General features: G+C 37.1%; 24 protein-coding genes and 2 pseudogenes. 16 read left to right on the plus strand and 10 right to left on the minus strand.

Annotated elements, in window-relative coordinates; all coding sequences use genetic code 11:
- Window positions 1-366: 366 nt before the first annotated feature.
- Both xseA and xseB read left to right on the plus strand, forming a co-directional pair.
- On the plus strand, window positions 367-1,629 hold the full coding sequence (gene xseA, locus AC4CUZ_RS16030) for an exodeoxyribonuclease VII large subunit (protein ID WP_094148960.1): 1,263 nt from the start codon (window positions 367-369) through the stop codon (window positions 1,627-1,629).
- Window positions 1,622-1,816: an exodeoxyribonuclease VII small subunit gene (xseB, locus tag AC4CUZ_RS16035; RefSeq protein WP_094148961.1), complete on the plus strand. Its 195-nt coding sequence runs from the start codon at window positions 1,622-1,624 to the stop codon at window positions 1,814-1,816. The genes xseA and xseB overlap by 8 nt, the downstream gene beginning before the upstream one ends.
- A gap of 46 nt (window positions 1,817-1,862) precedes the next feature.
- Here xseB and AC4CUZ_RS16040 read toward each other — a convergent pair.
- Window positions 1,863-2,066, minus strand: a pseudogene (locus AC4CUZ_RS16040) (transposase); the annotation flags it as partial.
- Between the two features lie 261 nt (window positions 2,067-2,327).
- Between AC4CUZ_RS16040 and otsB the strand changes: the two are divergent.
- The gene (gene otsB / locus AC4CUZ_RS16045) at window positions 2,328-3,179 is read left to right on the plus strand and encodes a trehalose-phosphatase (RefSeq protein ID WP_125274840.1); all 852 of its coding nucleotides are present in this window, start codon (window positions 2,328-2,330) and stop codon (window positions 3,177-3,179) included.
- Entirely contained in the window at window positions 3,167-4,603 is a 1,437-nt protein-coding gene (locus tag AC4CUZ_RS16050; protein ID WP_125274839.1) for a trehalose-6-phosphate synthase, read from the plus strand. The genes otsB and AC4CUZ_RS16050 overlap by 13 nt, the downstream gene beginning before the upstream one ends.
- Window positions 4,604-4,664: 61 nt before the next feature.
- On the opposite strand, the gene AC4CUZ_RS16055 is transcribed toward AC4CUZ_RS16050, so the two are convergent.
- From AC4CUZ_RS16055 to AC4CUZ_RS16075, 5 genes are all read right to left on the minus strand, one after another.
- Window positions 4,665-5,855, minus strand: a complete 1,191-nt coding sequence (locus tag AC4CUZ_RS16055) for an MFS transporter (protein WP_078424969.1) — start codon at window positions 5,853-5,855, stop codon at window positions 4,665-4,667.
- 383 nt (window positions 5,856-6,238) lie between these two features.
- Window positions 6,239-6,883 carry a glycosyltransferase family 2 protein gene (locus tag AC4CUZ_RS16060; protein WP_294166354.1) on the minus strand — a complete coding sequence of 215 codons (645 nt, stop codon included), beginning with the start codon at window positions 6,881-6,883 and terminating at the stop codon, window positions 6,239-6,241.
- Window positions 6,880-7,479 (minus strand): class I SAM-dependent methyltransferase, encoded by a 600-nt coding sequence (locus tag AC4CUZ_RS16065; RefSeq protein WP_125275127.1) that lies wholly within the window; start codon window positions 7,477-7,479, stop codon window positions 6,880-6,882. The genes AC4CUZ_RS16060 and AC4CUZ_RS16065 overlap by 4 nt, the downstream gene beginning before the upstream one ends.
- Window positions 7,472-8,248, minus strand: a complete 777-nt coding sequence (locus AC4CUZ_RS16070) for a PIG-L deacetylase family protein (protein WP_078424967.1) — start codon at window positions 8,246-8,248, stop codon at window positions 7,472-7,474. The genes AC4CUZ_RS16065 and AC4CUZ_RS16070 overlap by 8 nt, the downstream gene beginning before the upstream one ends.
- Window positions 8,236-9,249, minus strand: a complete 1,014-nt coding sequence (locus AC4CUZ_RS16075) for an acyl-CoA/acyl-ACP dehydrogenase (protein WP_058951824.1) — start codon at window positions 9,247-9,249, stop codon at window positions 8,236-8,238. The genes AC4CUZ_RS16070 and AC4CUZ_RS16075 overlap by 13 nt, the downstream gene beginning before the upstream one ends.
- A 263-nt stretch (window positions 9,250-9,512) precedes the next feature.
- On the opposite strand from AC4CUZ_RS16075, the gene AC4CUZ_RS16080 reads away from it, so the two are divergent.
- Window positions 9,513-9,746 (plus strand): DUF2171 domain-containing protein, encoded by a 234-nt coding sequence (locus AC4CUZ_RS16080; RefSeq protein ID WP_004772208.1) that lies wholly within the window; start codon window positions 9,513-9,515, stop codon window positions 9,744-9,746.
- 200 nt (window positions 9,747-9,946) lie between these two features.
- Here AC4CUZ_RS16080 and AC4CUZ_RS16085 read toward each other — a convergent pair whose 3' ends face one another.
- Window positions 9,947-11,353, minus strand: coding sequence for an iron-containing redox enzyme family protein (locus AC4CUZ_RS16085; RefSeq protein WP_490747901.1), 1,407 nt, complete (start codon window positions 11,351-11,353; stop codon window positions 9,947-9,949).
- A 616-nt stretch (window positions 11,354-11,969) separates the two neighbouring features.
- Here AC4CUZ_RS16085 and AC4CUZ_RS16090 point away from each other — a divergent pair.
- The 4 genes from AC4CUZ_RS16090 to AC4CUZ_RS16105 all read left to right on the plus strand — a co-directional run bounded on the left by AC4CUZ_RS16090 (window position 11,970) and on the right by AC4CUZ_RS16105 (window position 15,674).
- Window positions 11,970-12,146, plus strand: coding sequence for a hypothetical protein (locus AC4CUZ_RS16090; RefSeq protein ID WP_004986537.1), 177 nt, complete (start codon window positions 11,970-11,972; stop codon window positions 12,144-12,146).
- A gap of 107 nt (window positions 12,147-12,253) precedes the next feature.
- Window positions 12,254-12,550 carry a hypothetical protein gene (locus AC4CUZ_RS16095; RefSeq protein WP_004981674.1) on the plus strand — a complete coding sequence of 99 codons (297 nt, stop codon included), beginning with the start codon at window positions 12,254-12,256 and terminating at the stop codon, window positions 12,548-12,550.
- Between the two features lie 71 nt (window positions 12,551-12,621).
- Window positions 12,622-13,305 (plus strand): DUF421 domain-containing protein, encoded by a 684-nt coding sequence (locus tag AC4CUZ_RS16100; protein WP_004986536.1) that lies wholly within the window; start codon window positions 12,622-12,624, stop codon window positions 13,303-13,305.
- Between the two features lie 290 nt (window positions 13,306-13,595).
- Window positions 13,596-15,674, plus strand: coding sequence for a catalase (locus tag AC4CUZ_RS16105; RefSeq protein WP_490747902.1), 2,079 nt, complete (start codon window positions 13,596-13,598; stop codon window positions 15,672-15,674).
- A gap of 67 nt (window positions 15,675-15,741) precedes the next feature.
- Here the strand turns inward: AC4CUZ_RS16105 and AC4CUZ_RS16110 are convergent, their stop codons facing one another.
- Window positions 15,742-15,882, minus strand: coding sequence for a hypothetical protein (locus AC4CUZ_RS16110; protein ID WP_004981682.1), 141 nt, complete (start codon window positions 15,880-15,882; stop codon window positions 15,742-15,744).
- Window positions 15,883-16,097: 215 nt separating this feature from the next.
- On the opposite strand from AC4CUZ_RS16110, the gene AC4CUZ_RS16115 reads away from it, so the two are divergent.
- The 5 genes from AC4CUZ_RS16115 (at window position 16,098) to AC4CUZ_RS16135 (ending at window position 19,300) form a co-directional block, all read left to right on the plus strand.
- Entirely contained in the window at window positions 16,098-16,748 is a 651-nt protein-coding gene (locus AC4CUZ_RS16115; RefSeq protein WP_010326903.1) for an SOS response-associated peptidase family protein, read from the plus strand.
- A 107-nt stretch (window positions 16,749-16,855) separates the two neighbouring features.
- Window positions 16,856-17,491 carry a LexA family protein gene (locus AC4CUZ_RS16120; protein WP_010326904.1) on the plus strand — a complete coding sequence of 212 codons (636 nt, stop codon included), beginning with the start codon at window positions 16,856-16,858 and terminating at the stop codon, window positions 17,489-17,491.
- A 12-nt stretch (window positions 17,492-17,503) separates the two neighbouring features.
- Window positions 17,504-18,799 carry a Y-family DNA polymerase gene (locus AC4CUZ_RS16125; RefSeq protein ID WP_279693934.1) on the plus strand — a complete coding sequence of 432 codons (1,296 nt, stop codon included), beginning with the start codon at window positions 17,504-17,506 and terminating at the stop codon, window positions 18,797-18,799.
- 4 nt (window positions 18,800-18,803) lie between these two features.
- Window positions 18,804-19,022 (plus strand): hypothetical protein, encoded by a 219-nt coding sequence (locus AC4CUZ_RS16130; protein ID WP_010326906.1) that lies wholly within the window; start codon window positions 18,804-18,806, stop codon window positions 19,020-19,022.
- Between the two features lie 56 nt (window positions 19,023-19,078).
- Window positions 19,079-19,300, plus strand: a complete 222-nt coding sequence (locus tag AC4CUZ_RS16135; RefSeq protein ID WP_087014582.1) for a DUF6500 family protein — start codon at window positions 19,079-19,081, stop codon at window positions 19,298-19,300.
- A gap of 103 nt (window positions 19,301-19,403) precedes the next feature.
- Here AC4CUZ_RS16135 and AC4CUZ_RS16140 read toward each other — a convergent pair whose 3' ends face one another.
- Window positions 19,404-19,916 carry a cysteine hydrolase family protein gene (locus AC4CUZ_RS16140; RefSeq protein ID WP_490747903.1) on the minus strand — a complete coding sequence of 171 codons (513 nt, stop codon included), beginning with the start codon at window positions 19,914-19,916 and terminating at the stop codon, window positions 19,404-19,406.
- A gap of 59 nt (window positions 19,917-19,975) precedes the next feature.
- Here AC4CUZ_RS16140 and AC4CUZ_RS16145 point away from each other — a divergent pair.
- A protein-coding gene (locus AC4CUZ_RS16145; RefSeq protein WP_223235881.1) for an IS3 family transposase occupies window positions 19,976-21,108 on the plus strand; the annotation gives its coding sequence in 2 pieces (ribosomal slippage) (window positions 19,976-20,228 and window positions 20,228-21,108; 1,134 coding nt in all).
- Window positions 21,109-21,314: 206 nt separating this feature from the next.
- Here AC4CUZ_RS16145 and AC4CUZ_RS16150 read toward each other — a convergent pair.
- Window positions 21,315-22,201: pseudogene (locus AC4CUZ_RS16150) on the minus strand (MBL fold metallo-hydrolase).
- 132 nt (window positions 22,202-22,333) lie between these two features.
- Here AC4CUZ_RS16150 and AC4CUZ_RS16155 point away from each other — a divergent pair.
- Window positions 22,334-23,311: a GlxA family transcriptional regulator gene (locus tag AC4CUZ_RS16155; RefSeq protein WP_125275154.1), complete on the plus strand. Its 978-nt coding sequence runs from the start codon at window positions 22,334-22,336 to the stop codon at window positions 23,309-23,311.
- The last annotated feature ends 272 nt before the right edge of the window (window positions 23,312-23,583 follow it).

The raw sequence follows: 23,583 nt of genomic DNA on the forward strand, positions 1-23,583 counted from the left end.
TCGTTGTTTTTATTTACAACAAAATAATTAAATCATTAATCGAATAAAAAATGAAGAAAAAAAACCTGCAACTTGGGGAAGGTGCAGGTATAAACTGATATTAACTATCATAGAGAACTTAATACCAACTAATATACTTGGTTTATATTGAGACCTCATTCACATTTTATTCCAAATTATCTAGCAACAAAAAAAGCCCATCAAATGATGAGCTTTTTACGGTAATTAAGTGAATTTCCATATGTACGTCCACTATAGCAGAAATATGCCATATACCTTGATCAGGGTCAAGTGAGCATATTCTCAATTTGCACTTCTGGCTTTGCTTTAATACTATTCATCTAAGCACTTCAAATAATTGATCTAATGTCTGAACCTCAGTTTTCTCTCAGTGATTATCTATCAACCGTACAGGAAGTCATTCAAATTACTTTCAATGAGCCTGTATGGGTGAAAGCTGAGATCCGTAATCTAAATATTAAGGGCGGACATTACTATCTTGAGTTAGCTGAAAAGGATGAAAGTACCGACAAAGTTATAGCGAGTTGTAAAGGAACCATCTGGAAATTTACAGCTCAAAAAATGGTGCTTAAGTTTGAAAGGGAAAGCGGTGTAGAGCTTTCAAAAGATTTAAATGTCCTGGTAAAAGTCAGAGCCAAGTTTGATCCACAGTATGGCTTTTCAGTTAATGTTGAAGATATTGATTCAAGCTATACCCTTGGAGACATTGCACGGCGTTATCAACAAATATTAGAAAGACTAACCACTGAAGGTCTGTTAAATAAAAATAAGCTCATTCCTACTCCGTTTGATATTCAGAATGTCCTGGTAATTGCTCCTGAGAATGCGGCAGGTTTAGGTGACTTCAAAAAAGATGCTGATGCTTTAGAAAAATCTGGTGTATGTCATTTCAAATACTATTCAGCCACATTTCAAGGGAACACGGCAGCACAGAGTATCATCACTTCTCTAAGTAATGGTCTGAGACAATGGGCTACTGATTTCAATACGCCACCCGATCTCATCGTGATTATCCGTGGTGGCGGTGCTGTGAACGACCTTGCCTATTTAAATGATTTCGAACTGGCAGCATTGTTGGCCAAACGAACCGTTCCGATTTGGGTCGGTATTGGTCACGAGAAAGACCGTACGATATTGGATGAAGTTGCAAACCGTTCATTTGACACACCAAGTAAGGTAATTGGTGGTATTCGTAATCTTATCGCTGAACGGACTCAGGGTGTCTTAGATTCATTCCAAACCATTAAGCTATTATCCCAACATCAAATCACGACGTACCAAAGCCAAAATGATCAATACATGAGAGTGATTAAGACGCTTGCGCATGGGCAAATTAATGAAGCAAATAAGAGCGTAGATTTGATGCGAAGCATCCTACATTACTTAGCCCAGCAACAGATCAAACTGGCAACGAATCAAGTCGAATCGCTGATGCGTGAAACCCTAATCCAGAATCCGCGAAACGTGCTGGCTAAAGGCTATGGAATAGTTCGTAGTGAAGGGAAAGCTATTCGCTCTATTCAACAGATTTCAGGTGATAACATCCAGGTCGAATTACAGGATGGTACCATTCAAGCAAATGTAATGAAGGTAATTGGTAATGAGTAAAAAAGAACTCTCTTTCAAGGAAGGCTATGGAGTCCTTAAAAAGAATGCCGAGCTATTGGAGTCACAGGAAGAGCCCGACATTGATAATTTAATGAAAATCGTTGAAGAGTCTATGGTGGCATACAAAGCCTGTAAAACACGTGTGGACGCAGTGCAAAATGCTTTGAATGAGACATTTAAGGAATAATAAGTTAATAATATGGGAAAATTTGATTTTACTTTTTGGTTTACATTAGATGAAATAAGGATTTGATCATTAAAACAACATTGGATAGATGTGTTCAAATAAGTTTAATTTCGACCATGTTTACCTTTGGGAGGAGGCTACCATTAAGTTGTAAGATCAAATCCAATCGAGATATTTCCTCGATTTATTAGGCTCGGTTATTGGTGGACCAATTCATTGTACGATAGATTTTAGGTACAGGCTTCTTCATTTGGAATTTATATTATTGAAAAAACCTTCAAGAAGAAATTTATGCAATAAAGCGACTTCAACTTATATGTCTTTGTGTAACAAAGACATAATAAATATAAAAAATGAATTCTTATTAAACATGTAAGAAAGATTTACGATGTATTCTAAGCGTTACTAATGTAAATTACGTTCTGCTTGTGTTTGCTTATTGACAACTTAAGTATTATAAAAAAAATATCGATCTATAATAAAATATAATCGCAATATGAGATATTAAAAATTGAGAGACATAATAGATAAATCAATTTCAAAACTAGAATACTTGAACTCTTTAAGAGATAAGCTTAGCTCAAATTACAATAAGCCATGTCTATTTTTAGATATAGATGGCACTTTATCTGATTTTCAATTAAATCCTATCGATAGTTATATTCCGACTAAGACTTTAAATATTTTAAGACAAATTATTTCAAAGAAGATTCCTGTTATAGCTGTGACTGGACGAGATATTGATTCTGCACGTAAATTATTTGAATCCATTGATCTTCCAATTGCCGCATTGCATGGATTAGAAATATATATAGGAAATGAAAAAAAATTACATACACCAAAGAGTTTCTTAGAAATTTCAAATATTTACAAAATTTTAGCTCGAGCATGTATCGCCTATCCAAGTTTACTGATTGAAAACAAGAAATCATCAATTGCGTTGCATTATAGGAAAGCTCCAGAGCTCGAAGATATAGCAAAAAAAATAATGTTAGAAGCTCAAAAGATATTCCCCAACCTAAGATTAATTCAAGGGAAATTCGTTTATGAATTAATACCCGTTCAAGCCAATAAAGGCTTGGCAATCAAGGAAGTTTTAGCTCATTTAAACCAGTATGAGGTTTACACACCAATTTTCATTGGTGATGACGTTACGGACGAAGATGGTTTTTATTTTGTGAATCAGTTGGAAGATGGCATCTCAATCAAAGTCGGTCAAGGGCTTACCCATGCCAAATATCAGCTTAAAGACACAAAGCAAGTATATGATTTCTTAGAATTATTTTTAGACCATATTCGAAGCCATGATAACAATTTTAAGGGTAACAACAACTTAGATGGAGAGAAAACATGTCTAAATTAATTATTTTATCGAATCGAGTCACTATTCCCAACGGGCAAAAAACTACCGCAGGTGGGCTTGCAGTCGCTATACAAGATGCATTAGATGATATTGGTGGTGTATGGCTCGGATGGAATGGCGAACGAGTTCATAAGCAAGAGGAAGTACATTTTAATATTTTTCGGAAGGATAAAGTTGATTATGTCACCTGTCCTTTAACAAATTCTCAATATTCAGATTATTATGCAGGGTTTGCCAATAATTCACTTTGGCCTGCCATGCATTATCGTTCAGACCTGATTGAGTTTAAAACATCAGAATACGAAGGATATCAAAAAGTAAATTCTTTATTCGCTCAAAAACTTGCCGAAATTGCAGATCCAGACGATACCATTTGGGTTCATGATTATCATTTTTTAAGTGTGGCGAAATATTGCCGTGAACTCGGTATGCAGAATAAAATTGGATTTTTCCTGCACATTCCTTTTGCACCTTTATTTATCTGGCAAAAAATTCCATGTGCTCAACAATTGATTGAGGATCTATGCCAATACGATGTGGTGGGTCTACAAACAGATAAAGATCAAAAAGTGTGTATGCAAGTATGCACATCTTTATTGAACGCACAGAAAATTCAACAAACTTTGTTAAGCTACCATCAACGTTTAACCATAATTAAATGCTACCCAATTGGTGTAAATCCAACAGCGATTCAAAAAGCGGCCCATAAGTTTATTGATGTACAAGACTTCCTTACCCGTCCAGTAGAGCTGAATGCTGCAAAAACCATTATCGGCGTAGATCGGATTGATTATTCAAAAGGTTTACTGGAACGCTTTTTGTCCTATGCAGAGTTCTTAGAGAAATATCCTGAGTATCAGCAGCATATTCAACATTTACAAATTGCTTGCCCATGTCGTTTGGAAGTTCCAGCTTATCAACGTTTATTTGAGCGTTTCAAGATTAAGATCGAGATGATTAATCAGGAATTTGCAAAGGAAGAGTGGCAACCCGTGGAATGTATTTATGATGCAATAAAACATCATCATTTGATGCAAATCTATCGTCAAGCCGATGTGTGCTGGATCAGTTCAATACGAGACGGGATGAATCTGGTCGCGAAAGAATATATTGCCGCGCAAAATCCATCAAATCCTGGTGTACTTATTCTATCCAAATATGCAGGTGCTGCAGAGCATATGTCAGAAGCACTACTGGTTGATCCTACCGATAAAACGGCAATGGTCGATGTTTTAAAAACAGCACTGGAAATGCCACGACAAGAACGTATTTCACGCTACAAACAACTAATGAAAGGTTTAAAAGATTTTGATATTAATGACTGGCGCAATGCATTTCTTAACGACTTACAGAACAAAACCGCTATGCAGGATTTCAGATTCCTGGGAATGCGTAACGTTAACCCTATTTATCAAAATTTATAGTACTTCGATTTGTAAGGAACTGGCAGTATCCAGATATTGCCAGTTCAATTCACTATGATGCTTATTTCACATAAGTAAACCGATTTAAAGCCACAATCAATAATAATAGACCCGATAGTGCCATAAACACTGTACTTAGGCCAATCAGCTCACTCACCATTCCAATGAAAGCAGGTCCAACCAGAATACCCGTATAAGCCATGGTCGAAACACAAGACAATGCAACTGCGCTCGGCATCACCGTCTGACGTCCAGCACGGGAAAACATGATCGGGACGATGTTAGAACAACCTGTCCCAACCAGTGTATAACCCACTAAAACCAGCCACCAATAAGGCGCGATACTGACCAAAGCTAAACCTAAAGTTGCACAAATCGCGCTATAGGTTAAAAGCTTTTTTTCACCAAAATAACGGATCAGATAATGCCCCGTAAAACGTCCTGTGGTCATGGCAATCGCGAAGAAGGTATACGCCAATCCCGCAAAAGTGGTATTAACTCCATATTGTTGCGTTAAATAAATACCACTCCAGTCCATCGCCGCGCCTTCCACCATGAAAATGATGAAGCAGGCAATACCAATTAATATAATCAAAGGTTGTGGCAGGCGCTGGCGTATCGACTTTTTCACTTTCGAAGATGCTTCAAGACTGGTATTTTCTACAGCTTTTATGCTGTATGGCACTGAAAGAAAAATAATAATTACCAACAGTAAACTCACAGCAAATGCGCTCATAACAGCCGAAATACTTAAAGCAAGCAATGCAGTAATCGTCAGTACCCCAGCTAATCCGCCTAGACTCGCCATACCATGAAAGCCAGACATCAATGATTTTAAGCTATTTTTCTCAACCACTACGGCCTGAATATTGAGTGCAACGCCCAGACTTCCTGCTGCTGTACCAAATAAGAATAAGGTGATCGCCATCATTAACGGCGTGGTCCATAAGCTTAGGCTTGGCAATAAAACGGCAAGCAAGAGTAAAGCGAAACCGATCGGCACACGACAACCAACACGCTGAACAATTTTACCTGTTGCAGGCATAGCTAGCATTGCACCTAAGCCGCTGCATAATAGCAACAAACCAAAATCGGCATGATTAAAATGTAAACGTTGCTGGGCAAAAGGAATCAGCGGCGCCCATGCAGCCGTGGCGAAACCAAGACCGAAAAAGCTAAAACGAGTTGAAAGACGTTGAGCACTTAATTGAATTTCAGGATCAATAAGAGCAGTTCTGGAAAAAAGGATCATTTAATACCATCCACACAAATTAACTCAGAGCGTCCATCTCGGATAAATCGCCATAGAAAAACCCCTGCTAATCTATAGAGAAGTTCTATAAATCCACAGAGGCTTTTATGACGAAATTATACACAAAACCAATCTAAAAACAGTATTTTTTACAAAAATAAAATTTATATATATCAATAACTTATTATTACTTATCCAAATAAAATTAAAGCATTTATTTTTAACACTTTTTCTTCTTAGCTTTTCAATTTAATTAGGCAAAGATATGAATTTACTTAAATTTTGTAAAGATGACAGAATTAAATAGCTCATTTATAAAGCTGAATAATATATGTCACCCGCTAAAGCTGTGGATTAACTTTCTCTCTCGAATTAGGTCAATTTTATAAATGTTTTAAAAAGTACGATAAACCTTCAGGTGCACGTCCATTTAATCGACTGCTAGTGGTGACGCGAACCAAATTGCTCCAAGTGATTTTGCAACATTGCTTAATAAATTTTTCAATTAATGAGACATCCTCATGACAAGGAATAGGTTCAAAGCCTCCCGCCTGAATATAGGCTTCGGCACTAAAGCTTAAATTCGCCCCATGTATATGTTGATGATCCATCATGTCTTGATAATGCGTCAGATATTTTTGCTGTTGTTGTATTGATAAGTGACTAAGATCATCCAGTATAACGATTCCACAAATAGCATCTGTTGGCTGATGTCGCATTTGGCATAGTAACCAATCTGGATCTACAATTGTATCAGCATCCGTGCAAGCGACCCATGTAACTCCTTGATCGATTAGCTGCCTAATGCCAAGGTCTCTGGCCTTGCCCACACAAGCAAAATTACATTCAAGCCAATTCATTTGATATGACTTTACAATCATGAGGGACTGGTCAGTACAACTGTCTAAAACCACTAGAATCTCGACCTGACCGTGACCTATATGCTGTATAGCGTGTTTAATTGACTGCAAACAAGCGGATAAATTCTGTTCCTCATTATGGGCTGGGATAACAATACCTATTTTCATACTAAGCCCTGTTGTTTTGCCAAAGATGAAGGATTTACCGTCCAGATATCAATGGTGAAATCTGGATCATTCAGACTTAAATAATGAGTGAACAACAAAGATTGTTTTAAATAATGATGGACTTGATAAGCATCTAGTTCAAAATCCTGAATGGCGTGACGCCAGTGACAACACAGGATTTCACCTTGTGGCGTTAAACTGTCTTGGAGCTGATCGATCAGTTCATGCAGTTCATTGCTTGATAAGTAATAGGCCACTTCACTGATGACAATCAGATCAAATTTCTGTTCAGGAAAATATTCAGGAATTTTTTGGTGTTGAACGCTCACATGCTTCAAATTCTGTAAACGTTTAGCGGCCCAATGAACAGCATGTTCAGAAAAATCTAGACATAAAAGCTGATCAGCGCGTTTGGCTAAATGTACACTTAAATGGCCATTGGAACAGCCGATTTCCAACACTGATGAATAACGCTGTTGAGTAAGCAATGCCAAACAAATCTGCCTTTTACGAGCTTCATACCAATGTAAATCATAGCCCCAAGGGTCATTATTGTGATGATATAAGGCTTCGAAATATTGATTAGAATCATTCACAAAGATAAACCTCCCAAGGCATTAACAAACGTTCGATGATTGCTGGAGATAAAATCGCAGCATTGCCTGTACTTTCATCAGCTTCAATCTGACTCTTAAACTGCATGATGGCCTGACGTTTTTTGATTAATTGGGCCTGAGTTAAGTTGTAAGCTCTAGCCTTTTGCCAGTGGATACGCGGATCTAGTGGTCGCGCCCAATGCCAAGCCCAGATCAGCACGTGTAAATATGATATGTCATGAGCTAGAGCAAATGCCTGTACAGTCTTTCCTACCGCTTCATGATCTGGATGCCCATCCAGTGCATAGCTACAAATTAAAATATCTTCCGCTTTAACCAACTTGTCTAATTCTTGCCACAGATGTTCCCTGTGCAAATGAATCTGCCCGTCTGGTAAATTTAATGCAATACGTTGAACATATTCAGAAATATCTAGACACTGTAAAGCCGCTAAGCTTTCTTGTGGGCGAATTTGATCTAATTGATCTGGGCTGTATTTGGTTGAATGTGGATGGCTTTGTGTCCCATTACTGACGGCAACGATCACCAACTGACAATTCAACATAATTAATTGTTGCATCAAGCCGCCACACCCCAGTATCTCATCATCTGGATGGGGTGCGACAATCAAGATTCTTTTAGATTGAAATTTTTTAAAATTGAGTAGAGAAAGCGGCTGCTGCTCAAATGCATGCAGCCATTGTTCTCGGGAGGTCCCTTGCCCTTCAATAATACGATCTTCGACTAAAGCATGTTTTAGAGCTGCCATGATATTTGCTCCTGTAAACATCGTTCAGCAATTTGCTCATCATCGAATGCCGCATGACTTTGCCGAATAAATACAGGTAAATCAGCCATTAGGCTGGCAAAAGTTGCTTGTTCACAAAAAGGCCGTGCTCCAAGCGCTTTTCCTACCCCTTCAATAACCTCCAAACAGCTTTGTTCTGCCTGCGCACGCAAGATCCGTACATCCCGTTCATGGCTAAGCTTGGGTTGGCTATCAATCAGTTGCGCGATATATTGGAAATATTGTCGGGTTACAGCAAGTCGAGTTACCAACCGCCCTAAATACATTTTCTTAAAAGGATTAGGGGTTTTAAGGCAACTTTGTTGTAGCTCATCCACTAACCGTACCGCGGCACCGTACCAGCAAGCTGCAACACCCGCAGCACCATGCCAAAAACCAACACGATCAAGGTAGTCATTGGGATGACCAATGAGTTTGACTGCTATCCCCTGAAAATTGACTCTTGCGGTCTGTGTTCCCTTCATGCCTATAGCTTGCCAGTGAGCCAGATCAATGGTGATCAATGATTGGTTGAGGTCAATAATGCAGAGCTGAGATTGCCCCTGTTGATCTTTAAAACTGATTAATGCTTTATGAATAAATTCAGCGCCTGAACACCACGGCTTAATTCCATGACAAAGCCCATTTTCGACCTGTAACGGCACGGGTCCACCATCGGCAGCCCAAACAGCCCATGTCTCCTCATTGATTTCATGTTGATAACCGAGTTCATGCAAAATACTTAAAGCATCAAAATGGGACTCAAAAAGCTTTCCTAAACTTAGGTCAAAGCCAGCTATCTGGGCAAAAATTTGCCAGCGTTGATAGGTTTGTCCCGAAGCAGGTTCAGGCAATCGTCCAACAGAATGAATCAACTGTTTCAACACAATCGGACGTTGACTTAGCTTTTCTTCAGCTGAATACTGCTCAAAGCGATTTAATATGTCTAAAGTTGAGCCTTTTATAAATATTTTTCTATTCATTCTTAAAATTTTAATTCAAATGAGTTTATTTAAATAATAATTGAAATAATCTGTTTAGTTAAATAGATAAATTGTAATGAAAAGATAATTATTCGTAATTATTTAACTATTTATTTCTTTTGTTTCATTGTTAACTAAATAGTAGGTTTATGTGAATCTATAAAATCATCATGTAAGGATTATTTAAAATCCAACAATTATGATGAAATAAGCAGTAGCTTAAAGGCTTCTGTGTTGTAATGTTTATAAAAGAGGTTTAAGAAATGAGTACTTTAAATATTCAAGATATTAAAAAACATTCAGATGTAATTGCTTCTTGTGGTACCAAAGTCGGAACAGTTGATCATCTCGAAGGTGATAGCCAACTCAAACTGACGCGTGATGAAAATGATCAGCATCATCTGATCCCAACGGCATGGATTGGTGAGGTCAAAGATGACAAAGTAGTTCTGATTAAAAATTCAGAAGAAGTTAAGCAACAATGGCAAGCTATTTAAATTATCGTAAAATAAAGAGTACGGCTAGACTTTGATCGTACTCTTTATTTCTTTGTAAGTAATTTCAAAAAAGCCCTAATCCTTCGCAATGTCCGTTTGAGTCATAGGTATTTCATTTCATACTTGTAAAAAATAGCTAGATGCAATCTATTTGTCATAGACTACATCTATTCTGTATAAATTAATAAGTTAGCCTACTCTTATTTAAAATTACTGCCTAAGAATGGGAAAATATACTCAACTACTTTTTGCGTAGCCCATAAACCAATCTCTTGGTGATGTTGATGTGGAGCTAAATATGGCATCAATTTGCTAATTTTATGCCCAGTATTTGTAGATATCTGAATTTGCTGCTGTAACAGCGATAATTCTTTTTCTGACAAATAACTAAAATCATTTAGTTCTATAAAGTTTTTTATATATTCTGAATTTACTGGATTAATGCGTCTACTTAAATTAGCACCAGCAATCCAATCATAAATAAAAGTTTTTTCTGCAGCAGAGAAAACTCCAAACATTTTCCCATCTTCTTCATTGATCAGCTTCCAAAATCGGCTATGTTCTGGATCTTCGTTAAGCTTAATCCATCCTATTTTTATTAGCTCACTAATGAATTCCTCAACCTGATCTTCTTCTGATAGCCATGAATTTACAGACTTATTATTAAACTTGCATTTCTCATTATGCATGTGCTTTCCAACCAAAGCTTTGTTCTTGAAAATTTCCAGAACCACTCGCTCAGTATTTAGGTTCTTTATTATTTGAACTGAGCTAACTCCCCGATTATTCAATAAAAAGCCTATCTTTAATTTACGAATAAATTCGGATTGATTTGGGTAGCGTTTGGCTAAACATTTAATCGCATTTGTAGCTAATTGAGCATGCCCATTATCAAAGTTATCAATTGTAATGTGTAGGTTAAAATATTTGGAATCAATACCTAACTCTTTAAGTTCATAATTTGTAATCAGTAAATGAAGTGGTAGTTGTTCGTATCCAAAATTAAAACCTGCAATCTCGGGTATAAAATCTGATGGAGCATAAGCTAAAGCTAATTGTATTGCTGACTGGTGATAATATTCATCAGGCAAATTCATTGAAAATTGATGAAGACCAAGTGATAGAAGTAATTTATTGAAAAGTTTTACATGGTTACTTTGACTGGAACCTAACCCCAACTCCTCAACATATATCTGTATAAAGTCTCTAAAAGCTGGATCATTCCAGTACTGTGTAAAGCTATAAAGCCAAGCCCCGTCTACACGTTTGGTCGGTGCTACTTTGTATAAAAACTCATAAGCTTTACTTGTAGTTCCAAAAAACTCCCTTGCACTCCCATTTTCACGCCTTTCTAAGTACTCTTTGTAATGCAAGCATTGTGTTTTATTTTGTTTCTGCATCCAGACTGCCAATTGATCAACATTAGTAGGAAAATCAGAGAAATCACTATCCAAATGAAGTATTTCGTTTTCTAGGAAATGAAAAGCTTTCAACTCTTTTGCAGAACGCGACACTGATGGATCTAAGAAAAATTGTGTTATTTCAAAATATTTCTGATGGGCATCGGTTATTAAATTTAAAATTCTCTCTTTTACTGCAGTAGGCATTATAATTCTCTCGCGGTAAATAACTTATACCAACATAATTGACACTTGCACTTAATTAATTAACAACTTTGAAAAGAAACGTTAACAAATGTAATCCTTTAGTTTATTTATTTTAAAATACAAAAATTTAAGTAAATAATTATAATATTTGAAATAAAGAAACATTTCACAATCTGTGATATAAATCACACTCATTGGAATTAAAAAAATTATGGTGTTTAAAATTAGTAAAAAGCATTATATCTAATTTATAAAATTTTTAACTTTATTTATTGAAAGTACAAGCACCGTTATTATTCCTTTCGTTATTTCATTGATCCAACACAGATTTTTATTTTTTCAAATTCAAAAAAATCAATAAATTACAAACACAAATCCAATCAAAAAGATATAAATCTGAATTAAGAATAAAATTTAACATTGTTAGCCTTTTGTAAAAAACAAAATATATATTTCCATTTATTATCAACACCTAAACCTTTAAAACAAACACAATTTAACTCAAAAATTAAAATGTAACACCTCTGATGTTTTTTAAAACACAAATTATGATATTAATAATAAATCTACTGATTAATTAATGTAGATTAATTCTAATCTTATGAGGTTCAGTAAAATGACTAATCAAAATCAACAGCAGAAAAATCAGCAACAGCAGCAGCCAAATCAACCGCAAAAAAAGCCAGATCAGCAACAACAGCAACAGCAACCAGACCAACCACAAAAAAATCCGAATCAGCAAAAACAACCGAACCAAAACCAGAAAAATGACCAACACGCTCAACAGAAATAATAGTTTTTCATGTTGAATAATATTATTAAATTCTTAAACTCATTCATTAATTAAATCCAACTATGAATTTTTTTTGAATTCTTAGTTGGATAGAATTGGAGTTCATTATGACTATCAATGACCATCAAGACGAAAACCCAATCAAGCATGATTGGCGTACAGATTATTCAAACCGCCCATATTACGGCGATATCCAAAGAGAACTTCCTGATGTGGATTATGACCGTGATCTTCGTTCAGCCTATGAATTAGGTCAGCATGCCCGAAATGAGCGTGGTACTGATGCACGATTTGAGGATTCAGAAAGTGATCTAAAAGTAAAATGGGAAGAACTAAAGGCTGAATCACGCTTAAAGTGGGAACAAGCCAAACATGCGATTAAAGATGCATGGGACAAAATGTAAGCCAATATAATGATAATGAGCCTTTTAGGCTCATTATCAGCACATCTAAATAATAATTAAATAGGTGTAAAATGGACTTTATAAAAATACTATTAGCTGATACTACATTTACTTTTGCAGCAGAAATTGTACTTCGTAGTGTCTTGATGTACTTCCTGATTATCTTAGTTTTAAGATTTTCTGGTAAACGTGGTGTTAGGCAACTTTCCATCTTTGAAATCGCAATTATTCTTAGTTTAGGATCTGCTGCTGGCGATGCTATGTTCTATGAAGAAGTTCCGATCATACATGCTGTCATCGTTTTTGCAGTAATTATGGCTTTATATCGCTTAACAACTTATTTAATGATGAAATCCGATGCTATTGAGACCGTATTGGAAGGTCGACCTATATACATCGTCAAAAATGGTTTACTGATTGTTGAGGATATTAAGCAAGAAAAGTATTCATACGATGAATTCTTTGCTGAAATGCGCCAAAAAAAAATAGAGCATCTCGGACAAGTTAAAATAGCACTGCTTGAGACTGATGGCTGCCTAAGCGTGATCCCATATTCTAAAGAAAATATAAAATGGGGCCTTCCTCTGTTTCCCGATGAATACCAAATCGCAGATCATCATAATGTCGATCACTTTTATTCTTGTATGTTGTGTGGTCAAACCCAACGTTTAAATCATTTAAATGAAGAATGCCCTCGCTGTCAAAATACAAAATGGGCTAAATCCTGTTTGTATTGTGAGGAATATCAAAATTAATAAGCTTTTGTTTTGACTTAGATTAATTCAATATTATTTAAAATGAATAGTTTAAGCGAACAAAAAATACACATTTCTTTACCTTACTCAAAGCGTAAATACTTAAAGTTTATATGGGTATCTTTGATCCAAAAAAGAGTTTTCTTGCAAGTAACTCATATTCGATTGTAGATAACCTATTAAATTGTATAAGCACAAAATATCCGTCAACAAATAAGCCATTAACTTACGTGAAAATAAATACTTATTTTCATAAAACGTTATAAAGCAAATGTATAAGAGAATGTGATATGAAAGAACCAAATACACCAAAAATCGACCAGCTTTCTGAGGAAGCATACGTGGATCCTATAGGTAAAACTCTTACCACTTCTTTAGGTGTTCCCGTAGCTGATAATCAAAATAGTCTAAAAATTAATGAGAAAGGCCCTACTCTTCTCGAGGACTTTCTTCTAAGGGATAAACTTATTCATTTTGATCGTGAGCGTATTCCAGAACGTGTTGTACATGCTCGAGGGGTCGGTGCTCATGGTTACTTTCAAGCTTATACCGGTAATGAAAAATGGACTAAAGCTAAGTTCCTAACGGACACAAATAATCGAACTCCTATCTTTGTCCGTATTTCTACAGTTCAAGGTGGGCGAGGTTCGGCTGATGTCGTTCGAGATGTACGAGGTTTTTCTATAAAATTTTATACTGAAGAAGGAAATTATGATTTGGTGGGGAATAATATCCCTGTCTTCTTCATTCAGGATGCTATTAAATTTCCGGACTTTGTTCATGCAGTAAAACCAGAAGATGCCAATGAAGTTCCAACTGGTCAATCTGCCCATGATACTTTCTGGGATTTTATTTCTTTAAACACCGAAGCATCACATATGACTACTTGGATAATGTCTGATAGAGCAATTCCAAGAAATCTACGCTCTATACAAGGTTTTGGTGTTCATACATTTAGATTGATTAATAAGAATAATGAAGCATTCTTAGTGAAATTCCATTGGACTCCAAAGCAAGGGTTAGCTCAAGTCGTCTGGGATGAAGCCTTAAAAATTAATGGCAAAGATCCCGATTTTCACAGACGTGATCTGTGGGATGCTATTGAGCGTGGCAATTACCCGGAATGGGAATTAGGCGCACAAATTTTCTCTGAAGAAGATGCAAAACAATGGGACTTTGATGTCTTAGATGCTACAAAATTAATCCCAGAAGAACTTGTACCTGTCACTCCACTAGGTAAATTTGTTTTAAACAAAAATACAGATGATTTTTTCGCAGAAACAGAACAAGTTGCTTTTAGTCCTGCAAATATTGTCTCAGGTATAGATTTTAGTAACGATCCCCTTTTACAAGGACGGCTATTTAGCTATACGGATACTCACTTACACAGACTAGGTACGGTAAATTTTAATCAAATTCCAATTAACAAACCCGTTTGTCCTTTTCATACGAATAGACGAGGTGGTTATGCTAATCACGAAGTTTATAAAGGAAAGGCAAATTATGAACCAAATTCTGTTGATGAAAATTGGCCAAGAGAATCACCTAATGACAGTGGTGCCTTCAAGACACATCCTGAAGAAGTACAAGGCAGCAAACTAAGAGTTCGACCAGAAAGTTTCGCTGATCATTTCTCGCAAGCCACAATGCACTACCATAGTTTGGAAAAACATGAACAACAGCATATTAAGGATGCATATTCTTTTGAATTATCTAAGGTTAAATCGGAAGATATCCGCAGACGTGTAGTTTACGCTGTCTTAGCTAATATTGACTTGGACTTAGCTGAATATGTTGCGAAAGAGTTAGGTATTAAAACTCCCCCTAAACAGCAAGATAGTCTGCACCAACCCGTAATTGCATCTTCGAAAAGATTAAGTACCTCATCTTTTCCTGCATCTGATATTAAACAGCGAAAAATTGCCTTGCTCGTTCATGACGGTGTAAATGCGTCATCAATAGATGATATTAAAATATGGGCTGAAGCAGAAAAAGCTATTGTGGAAACTTTAGCACCGAACGCAGCCCCTGTTAAATCTAGTGATGGCAATGAAATACCAGTAGATGGAAGACAAAATGGCGAGCCTTCAGTGACTTATGATGCCGTAATCGTGATTGATGGGAATAATTTAGAAGTATTTAAGGCTGATGGAGTTTCTAAACATTATGTATTAGAGACATATAAACATCTCAAGCCCATTGTTTTCCTGGGTGATAAATGCGCTTTAATAGATGAGTTTCAGCTCACTAAGGATGCAGCTCTATTCTCTACTCAAAATTTTAAAGAGATCCAAGATCAATTCAAACAAGCTATTCAAAATCACCGTTTGTGGGATAGAGAAAAAGTTGTCGCAGCTATTCCAGCATGAATTTATTTGAGATTAAAAGTAGTGTAAGCATTTGATTTCAAAAAGCCCTCGACGAGGGCTTTTTGATCTACTTTTGCTCTTTAAGTGGATTCTCAGGCTCTTCATTTGGTTTTTTCTGAGGATCTGGATTCTGATAGGTTTTCTGATCACCCTTGTCATCGTTTGATTCTTTTTGAGGATTGGACTCTTGCGTTTGTTTATTAGTCATAGCGATTCCATCACCAGTATAGCTTATATAAATAAATATGACTTGTAGAGCTGAGTATCAATTATAGATATGTAAAACTCACTGTTTTTAGGTTTAATACTGCAAATTCTTATGTGAGCACTGCGTTGACGATACTAAATTGTTTTGAAATCATTTTATTCTTAGTTGGGTTACTATTTGAGCGATGATCATGAAGAATAAACAGGGATAAGTCTATGTGCGCAAACTTCGAAGCGATAAGAAAGAATCGTGCATTCCTGATAGATCTCCCTGAACCTGATCAATTGCAATTTCCTGAAGACATATTTCCTAACTATCCCTCTCCTTTGATCTTTTCCAATGACGGCAAGATCGAATGGCGATCGGTTAATTTTGGAATGATTCCTAAGTGGGCCAAGGAAAAGAATTTCGGCAAGTACACATACAATGCCCGGACTGAAACGGTCGCTGAAAAACCCAGTTTTAGGGAGGCTTGGCATAAGTCTCAATTTGGTTTAATCCCTGTCGAAACCATCTTTGAGCCTAAATACATTGACGGGAAATCTCACTGGTATGGGATTGCACGTGAGGATGGCATGCCCTTTACTGTGGCGGCCATATACGAGAATGCTGTCATCGATGGGGAGCAAATCCGATCAATGAGCATGCTCACCATCAATGCCGATAAACACCCCTTTATGAAGCAATTCCATAAACCTAAAGATGAGAAGCGCTCGATCATCGTAATCCCTGACGAATACCGCGAAGAATGGCTGAATTGCAGCTTTAAAGAGGCGCATGAGTTCTTCTTTGAAATGCAGGATGAGTACATCACCTTCCCTAAATCCCACTTATCCGAAAATGGTGCTCAACCTAATTTAATTTGAAGGTGCCTTGATTATCCACAGCTTTTAAATTTGAAATTTAATTCAGCGCAGACTATTCTAAAAAAAGAGTTCAGTTCCAAACACGCCTCGTAGCGTAGGAGTCAAACATGTCAAAGAAACTACCGATCTATTTCTCGGATGACGTCTGGTCATTCCTTCAAACACTCATGGGTCCCGATGGTGCTCCTAGTCCTACAGTCAATGCTGTCTTTGAAAAAATACAAAAAAAGCATGAGCTAGGCTCTAAGTTTGATCTTAAAGAAATTTCAGTCAAAACCCGCCTCGAAATTCCGTCTGCACTGGAACGTTTTTCAGCTGGTCCTGCTTTTGGTACCAAAGACCATATCGATAAGTCGATCGACTTAAATGACTTTCTTATCTTCAACCCCATATCCACTTTTATGGGACGGGTTGATAGTGAGTCTATGCTTTACGCTGGTTTTGAAATCGATGACCCTTTCTTGGTCGATAAGAGCATTACAGCACAGCATAGAGATATCGTTTTAGCCCTCATCGATGAGCGTGAAATAACACTTAAGCGGTTAATGATGACCGCTAAGATGTCAAAACAAGAAATCAAAGAAATGTTTGGGGATGAAGACTATGAACTTCCCCCTATTTGGCTGAGAGCTGAAAATCCAGCTTACGAGCATATTATTCCTAAAGACAGCCAGTCTATCTCTATCCAAGGGGTTGTGACTTTCAACCTCAAGCAATTTTATAGACGCTCGACCAGCAAATAAGAAGTATAAAAAATGAAAGCTGAAAATCGTATATTCGCGTTAGTGGACGTGAATAACTGCTACGTCAGTTGTGAGCGTATTTTTAATCCGTCCCTTAATAATCGTCCGGTCATTGTTCTCTCGAGTAATGATGGTTGTGCCGTGGCGCGCTCCCAAGAAGCCAAAGACATTGGTATTAAAATGGGTGTGCCGGTATTCCAGATTCAAGACATCATCAAGAAGCATGATGTTCAGGTGTTCTCCAGCAACTTTGCCCTATATGGGGCCATGTCTCGTCGTTTTATGACTTTACTGGGGATGTATGTTGCACCAGGAGAGCAAGAGATTTATTCAGTTGATGAATGCTTCTTGGATCTCACCAGCTATGAGCACTTATTTGATTTAACCGACTATGCCCAAGACATTCGCAAGACTGCTTGGCAGTGGCTCACTTTACCCTGCTGTGTGGGCATTGGACGTTCAAAGACTGAAGCCAAAATTGCCAATCATCTAGCCAAGAAGAATAAGTTCTTTAATGGAGTGTGCAATCTGGTCGATATGGATCCCTGCTCAACTGAAGCCATGCTTGCACAGATCGATGTTGGCGAGGTTTGGGGAGTTGGTCGCCAGAACAGTAAAAAGCTCAATACAATGAATATCCGTACCGTTTTGGATTTAGTTCAAGCGCATCCAGCAGAGATTAAAAAGCAGTTCAGTATTGTTATGGAAAAGACTGTACGCGAGTTGAATGGGATCTCATGCATCGATCTAGAGAGTGATGCGCCTGCTAAAAAGCAAATCATCAGTAGCCAATCTTATGGCCAACCGATTTACGACATTGAAAATATCAAATCCTCAGTGCGTTTATATGTGCAAAGAGCTGTCTCAAGGCTTCGGGATGATATGTTCCTATGCAAAATGATTGGGGTGTTTATTCAAACTGGTCGCTTTGATAAATGTGCAAAATACACACCTTACGTGATTATGCAGCTACATGAACACAGCGATGATGTATTAGAGATTACCCGCATAGCAATGCAGGCCATTGATGAAATATTCAAACCCGGATTTAAGTATAAAAAGGCAGGCATCATCCTGATGGAGATCATACCTAAAACCAAATTCTCCCCTGACCTATTTACCGATTATTCTCTACAGATTAAGCGAGCCAAGCTCTCCGACACCTTAGATCACATCACCCACAAGTATGGCAAGAACACGCTGTCGTTGGGCTTGTGTGGGCGAAAAGAAGAACACTGGCAAATGAATCAAGAACGCAAATCCCCAAACTATTTAACCGAATGGAATGAACTCTTTAGAGTGAGATAAGACTATGCATTTATTTAAACTTTCAAATGAACAATTGGCACAGATTTTAATTCCTAAGCGGTTCGTGCCGCCTACTCCTGAAGAATTCAAAGACAAGAATATGGTCTATGTCTTTGACAGTGAGGATAAGTTTGAGCTGACTTATGATGAGCTGGTTGAGATTATTGGTAAGGCTAGACAGGCTGGACCTAGAATGATTCCAGTGTTGGGAACAGTAAACTAAAACAATCGGCAGGAATACGGGTTTTAGAGAAATTGAACAATTGAAGTAGGTCAAAAATGAGAGATGAATTAAAAGAAATTTTTATTCGTGGGTGCAACGAGAAAATTGAGAAAAAAGGAGAAAATGTCGGTCTATCCTTTTATGCTTTCTTCAAGAATAAAAATGATAATCCAGAACTATTAATGGAGGCTGCTCACTGGTGGATTATGAAACACAAATTAGATCACTTCGAGAAAGCAGTTAAAGTTAGGCAACTTGTTTTAGGTGAGTCAAAGTAATAAAAAACAATGATAGAGCGCTTAACTCTATCATGGTTTGATATAGGATATTGATTATTACAATAAAAATTATAAACAAAGTACAATATTAAAATCTTAGTCTTTAGCTAACATAATCTTCAGTTGATATTACTTGAGCATATGCAAATTCAAAAGCAGCCATTAATGTTGCATGTACATGACCAGCAGGTACTTTGATACCATTAAATTCTTGGTCTAGCGTTGCACAAGCATCATGAATAACTTTTACCTTGTAACCAAAATCAGAAGCAGCACGAACAGCAGCATCAACACACATATGGCTCATAGCACCAATCACGACTAACTCAGTCACTTGATTGCTATCTAAAATTTCTTTGAGATTCGTATTTAAGAACGCATTGATGTGATTTTTAATGATTACAGCTTCATCTTCTTGCGGCTTAACTGTGTCCTGAAATTCAATACTATTTGAGCTAGGTTCAAATATAGGAGATTCAGCATCAGCAATATGTTGCACATGAATCACTTGAGTACCCAGTTGACGGGCTTTCGCAATTACTTTCACTGCATTAGCAGCAGCTTGTTCAATATTTACCAATGGTAATAGAGGTGGATCAGGAAATTTGAACAACACTTATAAGTGATATTTTGCTCCCCAAATGATGTTATAAACATCAATATATGGAGTATTTTATGGCACGTAGACCAAGAAGAAATCATTCAAATGATTTTAAAGCTAAGGTAGCACTTGCTGCGATTAAAGCAGAAAAAACACTTGCTGAATTGAGTGCTGAATTTGATGTTCATCAAAACCAAATTATCGACTGGAAAAATCAACTGATTTCAGCTTCCTCGCAAGCTTTCGATCAATCAAAAGCTCCAACAGAACCACCCATCGATCTAAAAAAACTACATGCAAAAATCGGTGAGCAGGCATTAGAAATTGATTTTTTAGAAGGTGTGTTGAAGAAACTGGGCCGCTTCAACCACAAAAGTTAATCGATGACTCACTTCAGATTTCAGTATCTAAGCAAGCTCAGCTGCTGAAAGTCTCCCGTGGTTGTTATTACTATCGCCCAAAACCTGTGAGTGCATCAGATCTGAAGCTAATGCGGTGTATGGATGAGTTACATATGCAATACCCTTTTGCAGGTAGCCGGATGATGCGTGATTTGTTGAATCGTCAAGGACATCATATAGGACGACGTCATACACGTACTTTAATGAAGAAAATGGGCATTAATGCGTTATATTGCAAACCAAATTTAAGCCAGGCTAATCAAGCTCACCGCAAATATCCATATCTGCTCAAAGGATTGGCTATTCAGCGCAGTAATCAAGTGTGGTCTACGGATATAACGTATATCCCTATGGCAAAAGGCTTTGTTTATTTATGTGCTGTGATTGATTGGCATAGCCGCAAGGTACTTGCGCATAGAGTATCGATTAGTATGGAGGTTACATTTTGCATAGAAACATTAAATGAAGCTATTGAAAAATATGGTCGACCTGAAATATTTAATACAGACCAAGGCAGTCAGTTTACCAGTGATGCATTTATTGATGTATTGAAATCAAATGGCATTCAAATCAGTATGGATGGTAAAGGTCGATGGGTTGATAATGTGATGGTTGAACGATTATGGCGGAGCGTTAAATATGAAGAGGTGTATCTCAAAGCCTACAGCAATGTTTTGGATGCGAAGAAGCAATTAAACGCATATTTTGAATTTTATAATTTGAAACGACCTCATTCGAGTCTGGACAAAATGACTCCAGATGAGTTTTACTATGACCAGCTACCACAACAAAATAAGGTAGCTTAACTAGAGCAGAGTATCACTTATAAATAAGCTTTTAGTTGTTCAAACATGTGGGACCACCTCTAATTTACCTGTAGGTAGATATTCATTTTGTAAGTCGATAACTAATAAAGCTGATTTTGACATACCTATTCCTTTACTTAACTAATATTTGTTTTGTTCTACTTATGTTTTAAAGAAGTGGAATGCTTCCACTTCTTTAAGTCACTTTAGAAAGAAAGCGTTTCACCATCGATAGGAATTAAAACCTTATCTTGGATTCCTTTGTCCTTTACGTAATCTGCAAGCTCAGCACGTGTTACCGACATGTGGTTAATTGCATCCATGTGAACAGCAACCACTTTAGCATTTGGTGCTTTCTGAGTTGCATGATAAGTATCTTCTTTGCCCATAATAATGGATTCTTTAAAGCCATCAACCAAGGCGTTACCTGTATTCAAGACAATCACATCAGGTTTAAATGTTTGAATCGCTTGATCAACTTCAGAACGCCAGATGGTATCTCCTGCCACATAAACAGTTTCATGGCCAGCAGCTTCAAATACCACACCCATTGCTTCACCTAATCCAGCTTTAAGCTTAGGAATACGGTACATGGCATCAGTACCGTGTTGACCACCAGTTTTAGTGAGCTTAATCCCTTCAAAGGTCGCTTGAGTTAATACACGAACATCTTTGAAGCCTTGTGACTGAATGATTTTCTGGTCTTCTTTATTCTGTACAAACAACGGCATGTTTTTCGGAATAGTCGCTTGTGCTGCATCATCCCAATGATCTAGATGGGTATGGGTCACGATTACCGCATCTACACACCTTCTAAAATCGTTTCGGGCTTGATAGGCAAATCGACTAATGGGTTCCGTAAATAGCTACGATGAGTATCAGGAAAACCTTCATAGAATCCTTTTTTAGCAAACATTGGGTCAATTAAAAAAGTCGTATCAGCATAGGTTACTTTAATCGTTGCATTGCGAATTTCTTGTATATACGTAACTTTAGACGTATCTCGCTGAACCACATTATCATTCGCAGATAAATGGACTGAGGCCATTGCTAGAGAGAGTGTAATAAGTGAACTACTTACAATTTTATTCATGTTCCAGATCCAATCATTTAGTCATACCTAGATCATGATAGAAAATATCAAACAAAAAAATTGTCCTGAAGGACAATCATCGAAACTATTGGGACAAAATGCTATATTTATTATTTTAGAGAGGTAGGTTTAATGGCTATACCAGTGATTGGATTGTTCGTCTATCCCAATATAAATCCATTTCACTTCTCTATCCCCTATATTATCTTCAATATCAAAATTGAAGATAAGCCCTTATTTGACCTTAAAATTTTTTCTATAGATGGTCAGCCTGTAAAAACAGAACAATCAATGATGATTATGCCTGATGGCGGGATTGAACTTATTAAAGAATCGGATTTTATTATTATTCCTGGGTGGGATGATTTTAATCACGAGCCTGAACAAGTACTTATTGATGCCCTAAATTGTGCATATCAGACTGGAATTAGACTTGTAGGGTTATGCTATGGAACTTATGCATTGGCATATGCTGGTTTACTTGACCATAAAAAAGCAGCTACACACTGGATGGCTGAACAAGATTTCTGTGTGCGATTTCCACAGGTTAAGCTTGATCATGATGCCTTGTATGTAGAAGACCAAAGGATCGTAACCTCTGCTGGAACAGGTGCAGCATTAGACTGCTGTTTATACTTGGTACGTGAAATCTATAATGCACAAATTGCGAATAAAGTCTCTAGAGTAATGGTAATTCCGCCTCACCGTGAAGGTGGACAAGCTCAGTTTATTGAACAACCAGTAGCAGAATCGAGTCAAGATGCACAAATTAACCTATTACTTGATTTTTTAAGAACGAATTTAGCTATACAACATAATATTGAAAGCCTAGCTGAACGGACACATATGACACGTAGGACGTTCACACGGCATTTTAAGAAAGCTACAGGTATGACCTTAGTCGATTGGCTGAATACTGAAAGAATCAGATTAAGTTGTGAACTCTTAGAAACGACAAACTTGTCTATCGAAAAGATAGCTGAGCTTTCAGGTTTTAATAATACTGTGTCATTTAGAAAAAATTTTCGTGAAAAATATGGCACCTGCCCACTAGCATGGAGAAAAGCATTTGGGATCAAAAAAAAAGATAATCATCCCCACTTTCCATAAAAGAATTATTCGAATCAGCCCTCACAAATGGACTATTCCAATTCACACACTGCACAAAGACAGTCACATGTACCTTTATCAAAATCGAATCCGCTGTTCAGGCTGAGAGCAGGATGCACAGCATGAATGTTTTGATCATGATAGAAACAAAGCCTTTTCTTTAGCATGTAGATTAATAAGCCCTTGCATACTTTTACCTCCTGCATTCCCCCAAACAGTGAACTGATCTACTACACTACAAAACACCATATGCTCAATAGTAATAGTGACTT

Source organism: Acinetobacter sp. 789_lipA (genome assembly GCF_058242845.1).

Excerpts from the sequence above, each read along its gene's own strand:
- AC4CUZ_RS16080 (WP_004772208.1), top strand. The coding sequence starts at position 9,513 with ATGAGTACTTTAAATATTCAAGATATTAAAAAACATTCAGATGTAATT.
- AC4CUZ_RS16115 (WP_010326903.1), top strand. The coding sequence starts at position 16,098 with ATGTGCGCAAACTTCGAAGCGATAAGAAAGAATCGTGCATTCCTGATA.
- xseA (WP_094148960.1), top strand. The coding sequence starts at position 367 with ATGTCTGAACCTCAGTTTTCTCTCAGTGATTATCTATCAACCGTACAG.
- AC4CUZ_RS16125 (WP_279693934.1), top strand. The coding sequence starts at position 17,504 with ATGAAAGCTGAAAATCGTATATTCGCGTTAGTGGACGTGAATAACTGC.
- AC4CUZ_RS16075 (WP_058951824.1), bottom strand. The coding sequence starts at position 9,249 with ATGAATAGAAAAATATTTATAAAAGGCTCAACTTTAGACATATTAAAT.
- AC4CUZ_RS16095 (WP_004981674.1), top strand. The coding sequence starts at position 12,254 with ATGACTATCAATGACCATCAAGACGAAAACCCAATCAAGCATGATTGG.
- AC4CUZ_RS16100 (WP_004986536.1), top strand. The coding sequence starts at position 12,622 with ATGGACTTTATAAAAATACTATTAGCTGATACTACATTTACTTTTGCA.
- AC4CUZ_RS16055 (WP_078424969.1), bottom strand. The coding sequence starts at position 5,855 with ATGATCCTTTTTTCCAGAACTGCTCTTATTGATCCTGAAATTCAATTA.
- AC4CUZ_RS16135 (WP_087014582.1), top strand. The coding sequence starts at position 19,079 with ATGAGAGATGAATTAAAAGAAATTTTTATTCGTGGGTGCAACGAGAAA.
- AC4CUZ_RS16090 (WP_004986537.1), top strand. The coding sequence starts at position 11,970 with ATGACTAATCAAAATCAACAGCAGAAAAATCAGCAACAGCAGCAGCCA.
- AC4CUZ_RS16070 (WP_078424967.1), bottom strand. The coding sequence starts at position 8,248 with ATGGCAGCTCTAAAACATGCTTTAGTCGAAGATCGTATTATTGAAGGG.
- AC4CUZ_RS16060 (WP_294166354.1), bottom strand. The coding sequence starts at position 6,883 with ATGAAAATAGGTATTGTTATCCCAGCCCATAATGAGGAACAGAATTTA.
- AC4CUZ_RS16110 (WP_004981682.1), bottom strand. The coding sequence starts at position 15,882 with ATGACTAATAAACAAACGCAAGAGTCCAATCCTCAAAAAGAATCAAAC.
- AC4CUZ_RS16120 (WP_010326904.1), top strand. The coding sequence starts at position 16,856 with ATGTCAAAGAAACTACCGATCTATTTCTCGGATGACGTCTGGTCATTC.
- AC4CUZ_RS16105 (WP_490747902.1), top strand. The coding sequence starts at position 13,596 with ATGAAAGAACCAAATACACCAAAAATCGACCAGCTTTCTGAGGAAGCA.
- AC4CUZ_RS16050 (WP_125274839.1), top strand. The coding sequence starts at position 3,167 with ATGTCTAAATTAATTATTTTATCGAATCGAGTCACTATTCCCAACGGG.
- AC4CUZ_RS16155 (WP_125275154.1), top strand. The coding sequence starts at position 22,334 with ATGGCTATACCAGTGATTGGATTGTTCGTCTATCCCAATATAAATCCA.
- AC4CUZ_RS16130 (WP_010326906.1), top strand. The coding sequence starts at position 18,804 with ATGCATTTATTTAAACTTTCAAATGAACAATTGGCACAGATTTTAATT.
- AC4CUZ_RS16085 (WP_490747901.1), bottom strand. The coding sequence starts at position 11,353 with ATGCCTACTGCAGTAAAAGAGAGAATTTTAAATTTAATAACCGATGCC.
- xseB (WP_094148961.1), top strand. The coding sequence starts at position 1,622 with ATGAGTAAAAAAGAACTCTCTTTCAAGGAAGGCTATGGAGTCCTTAAA.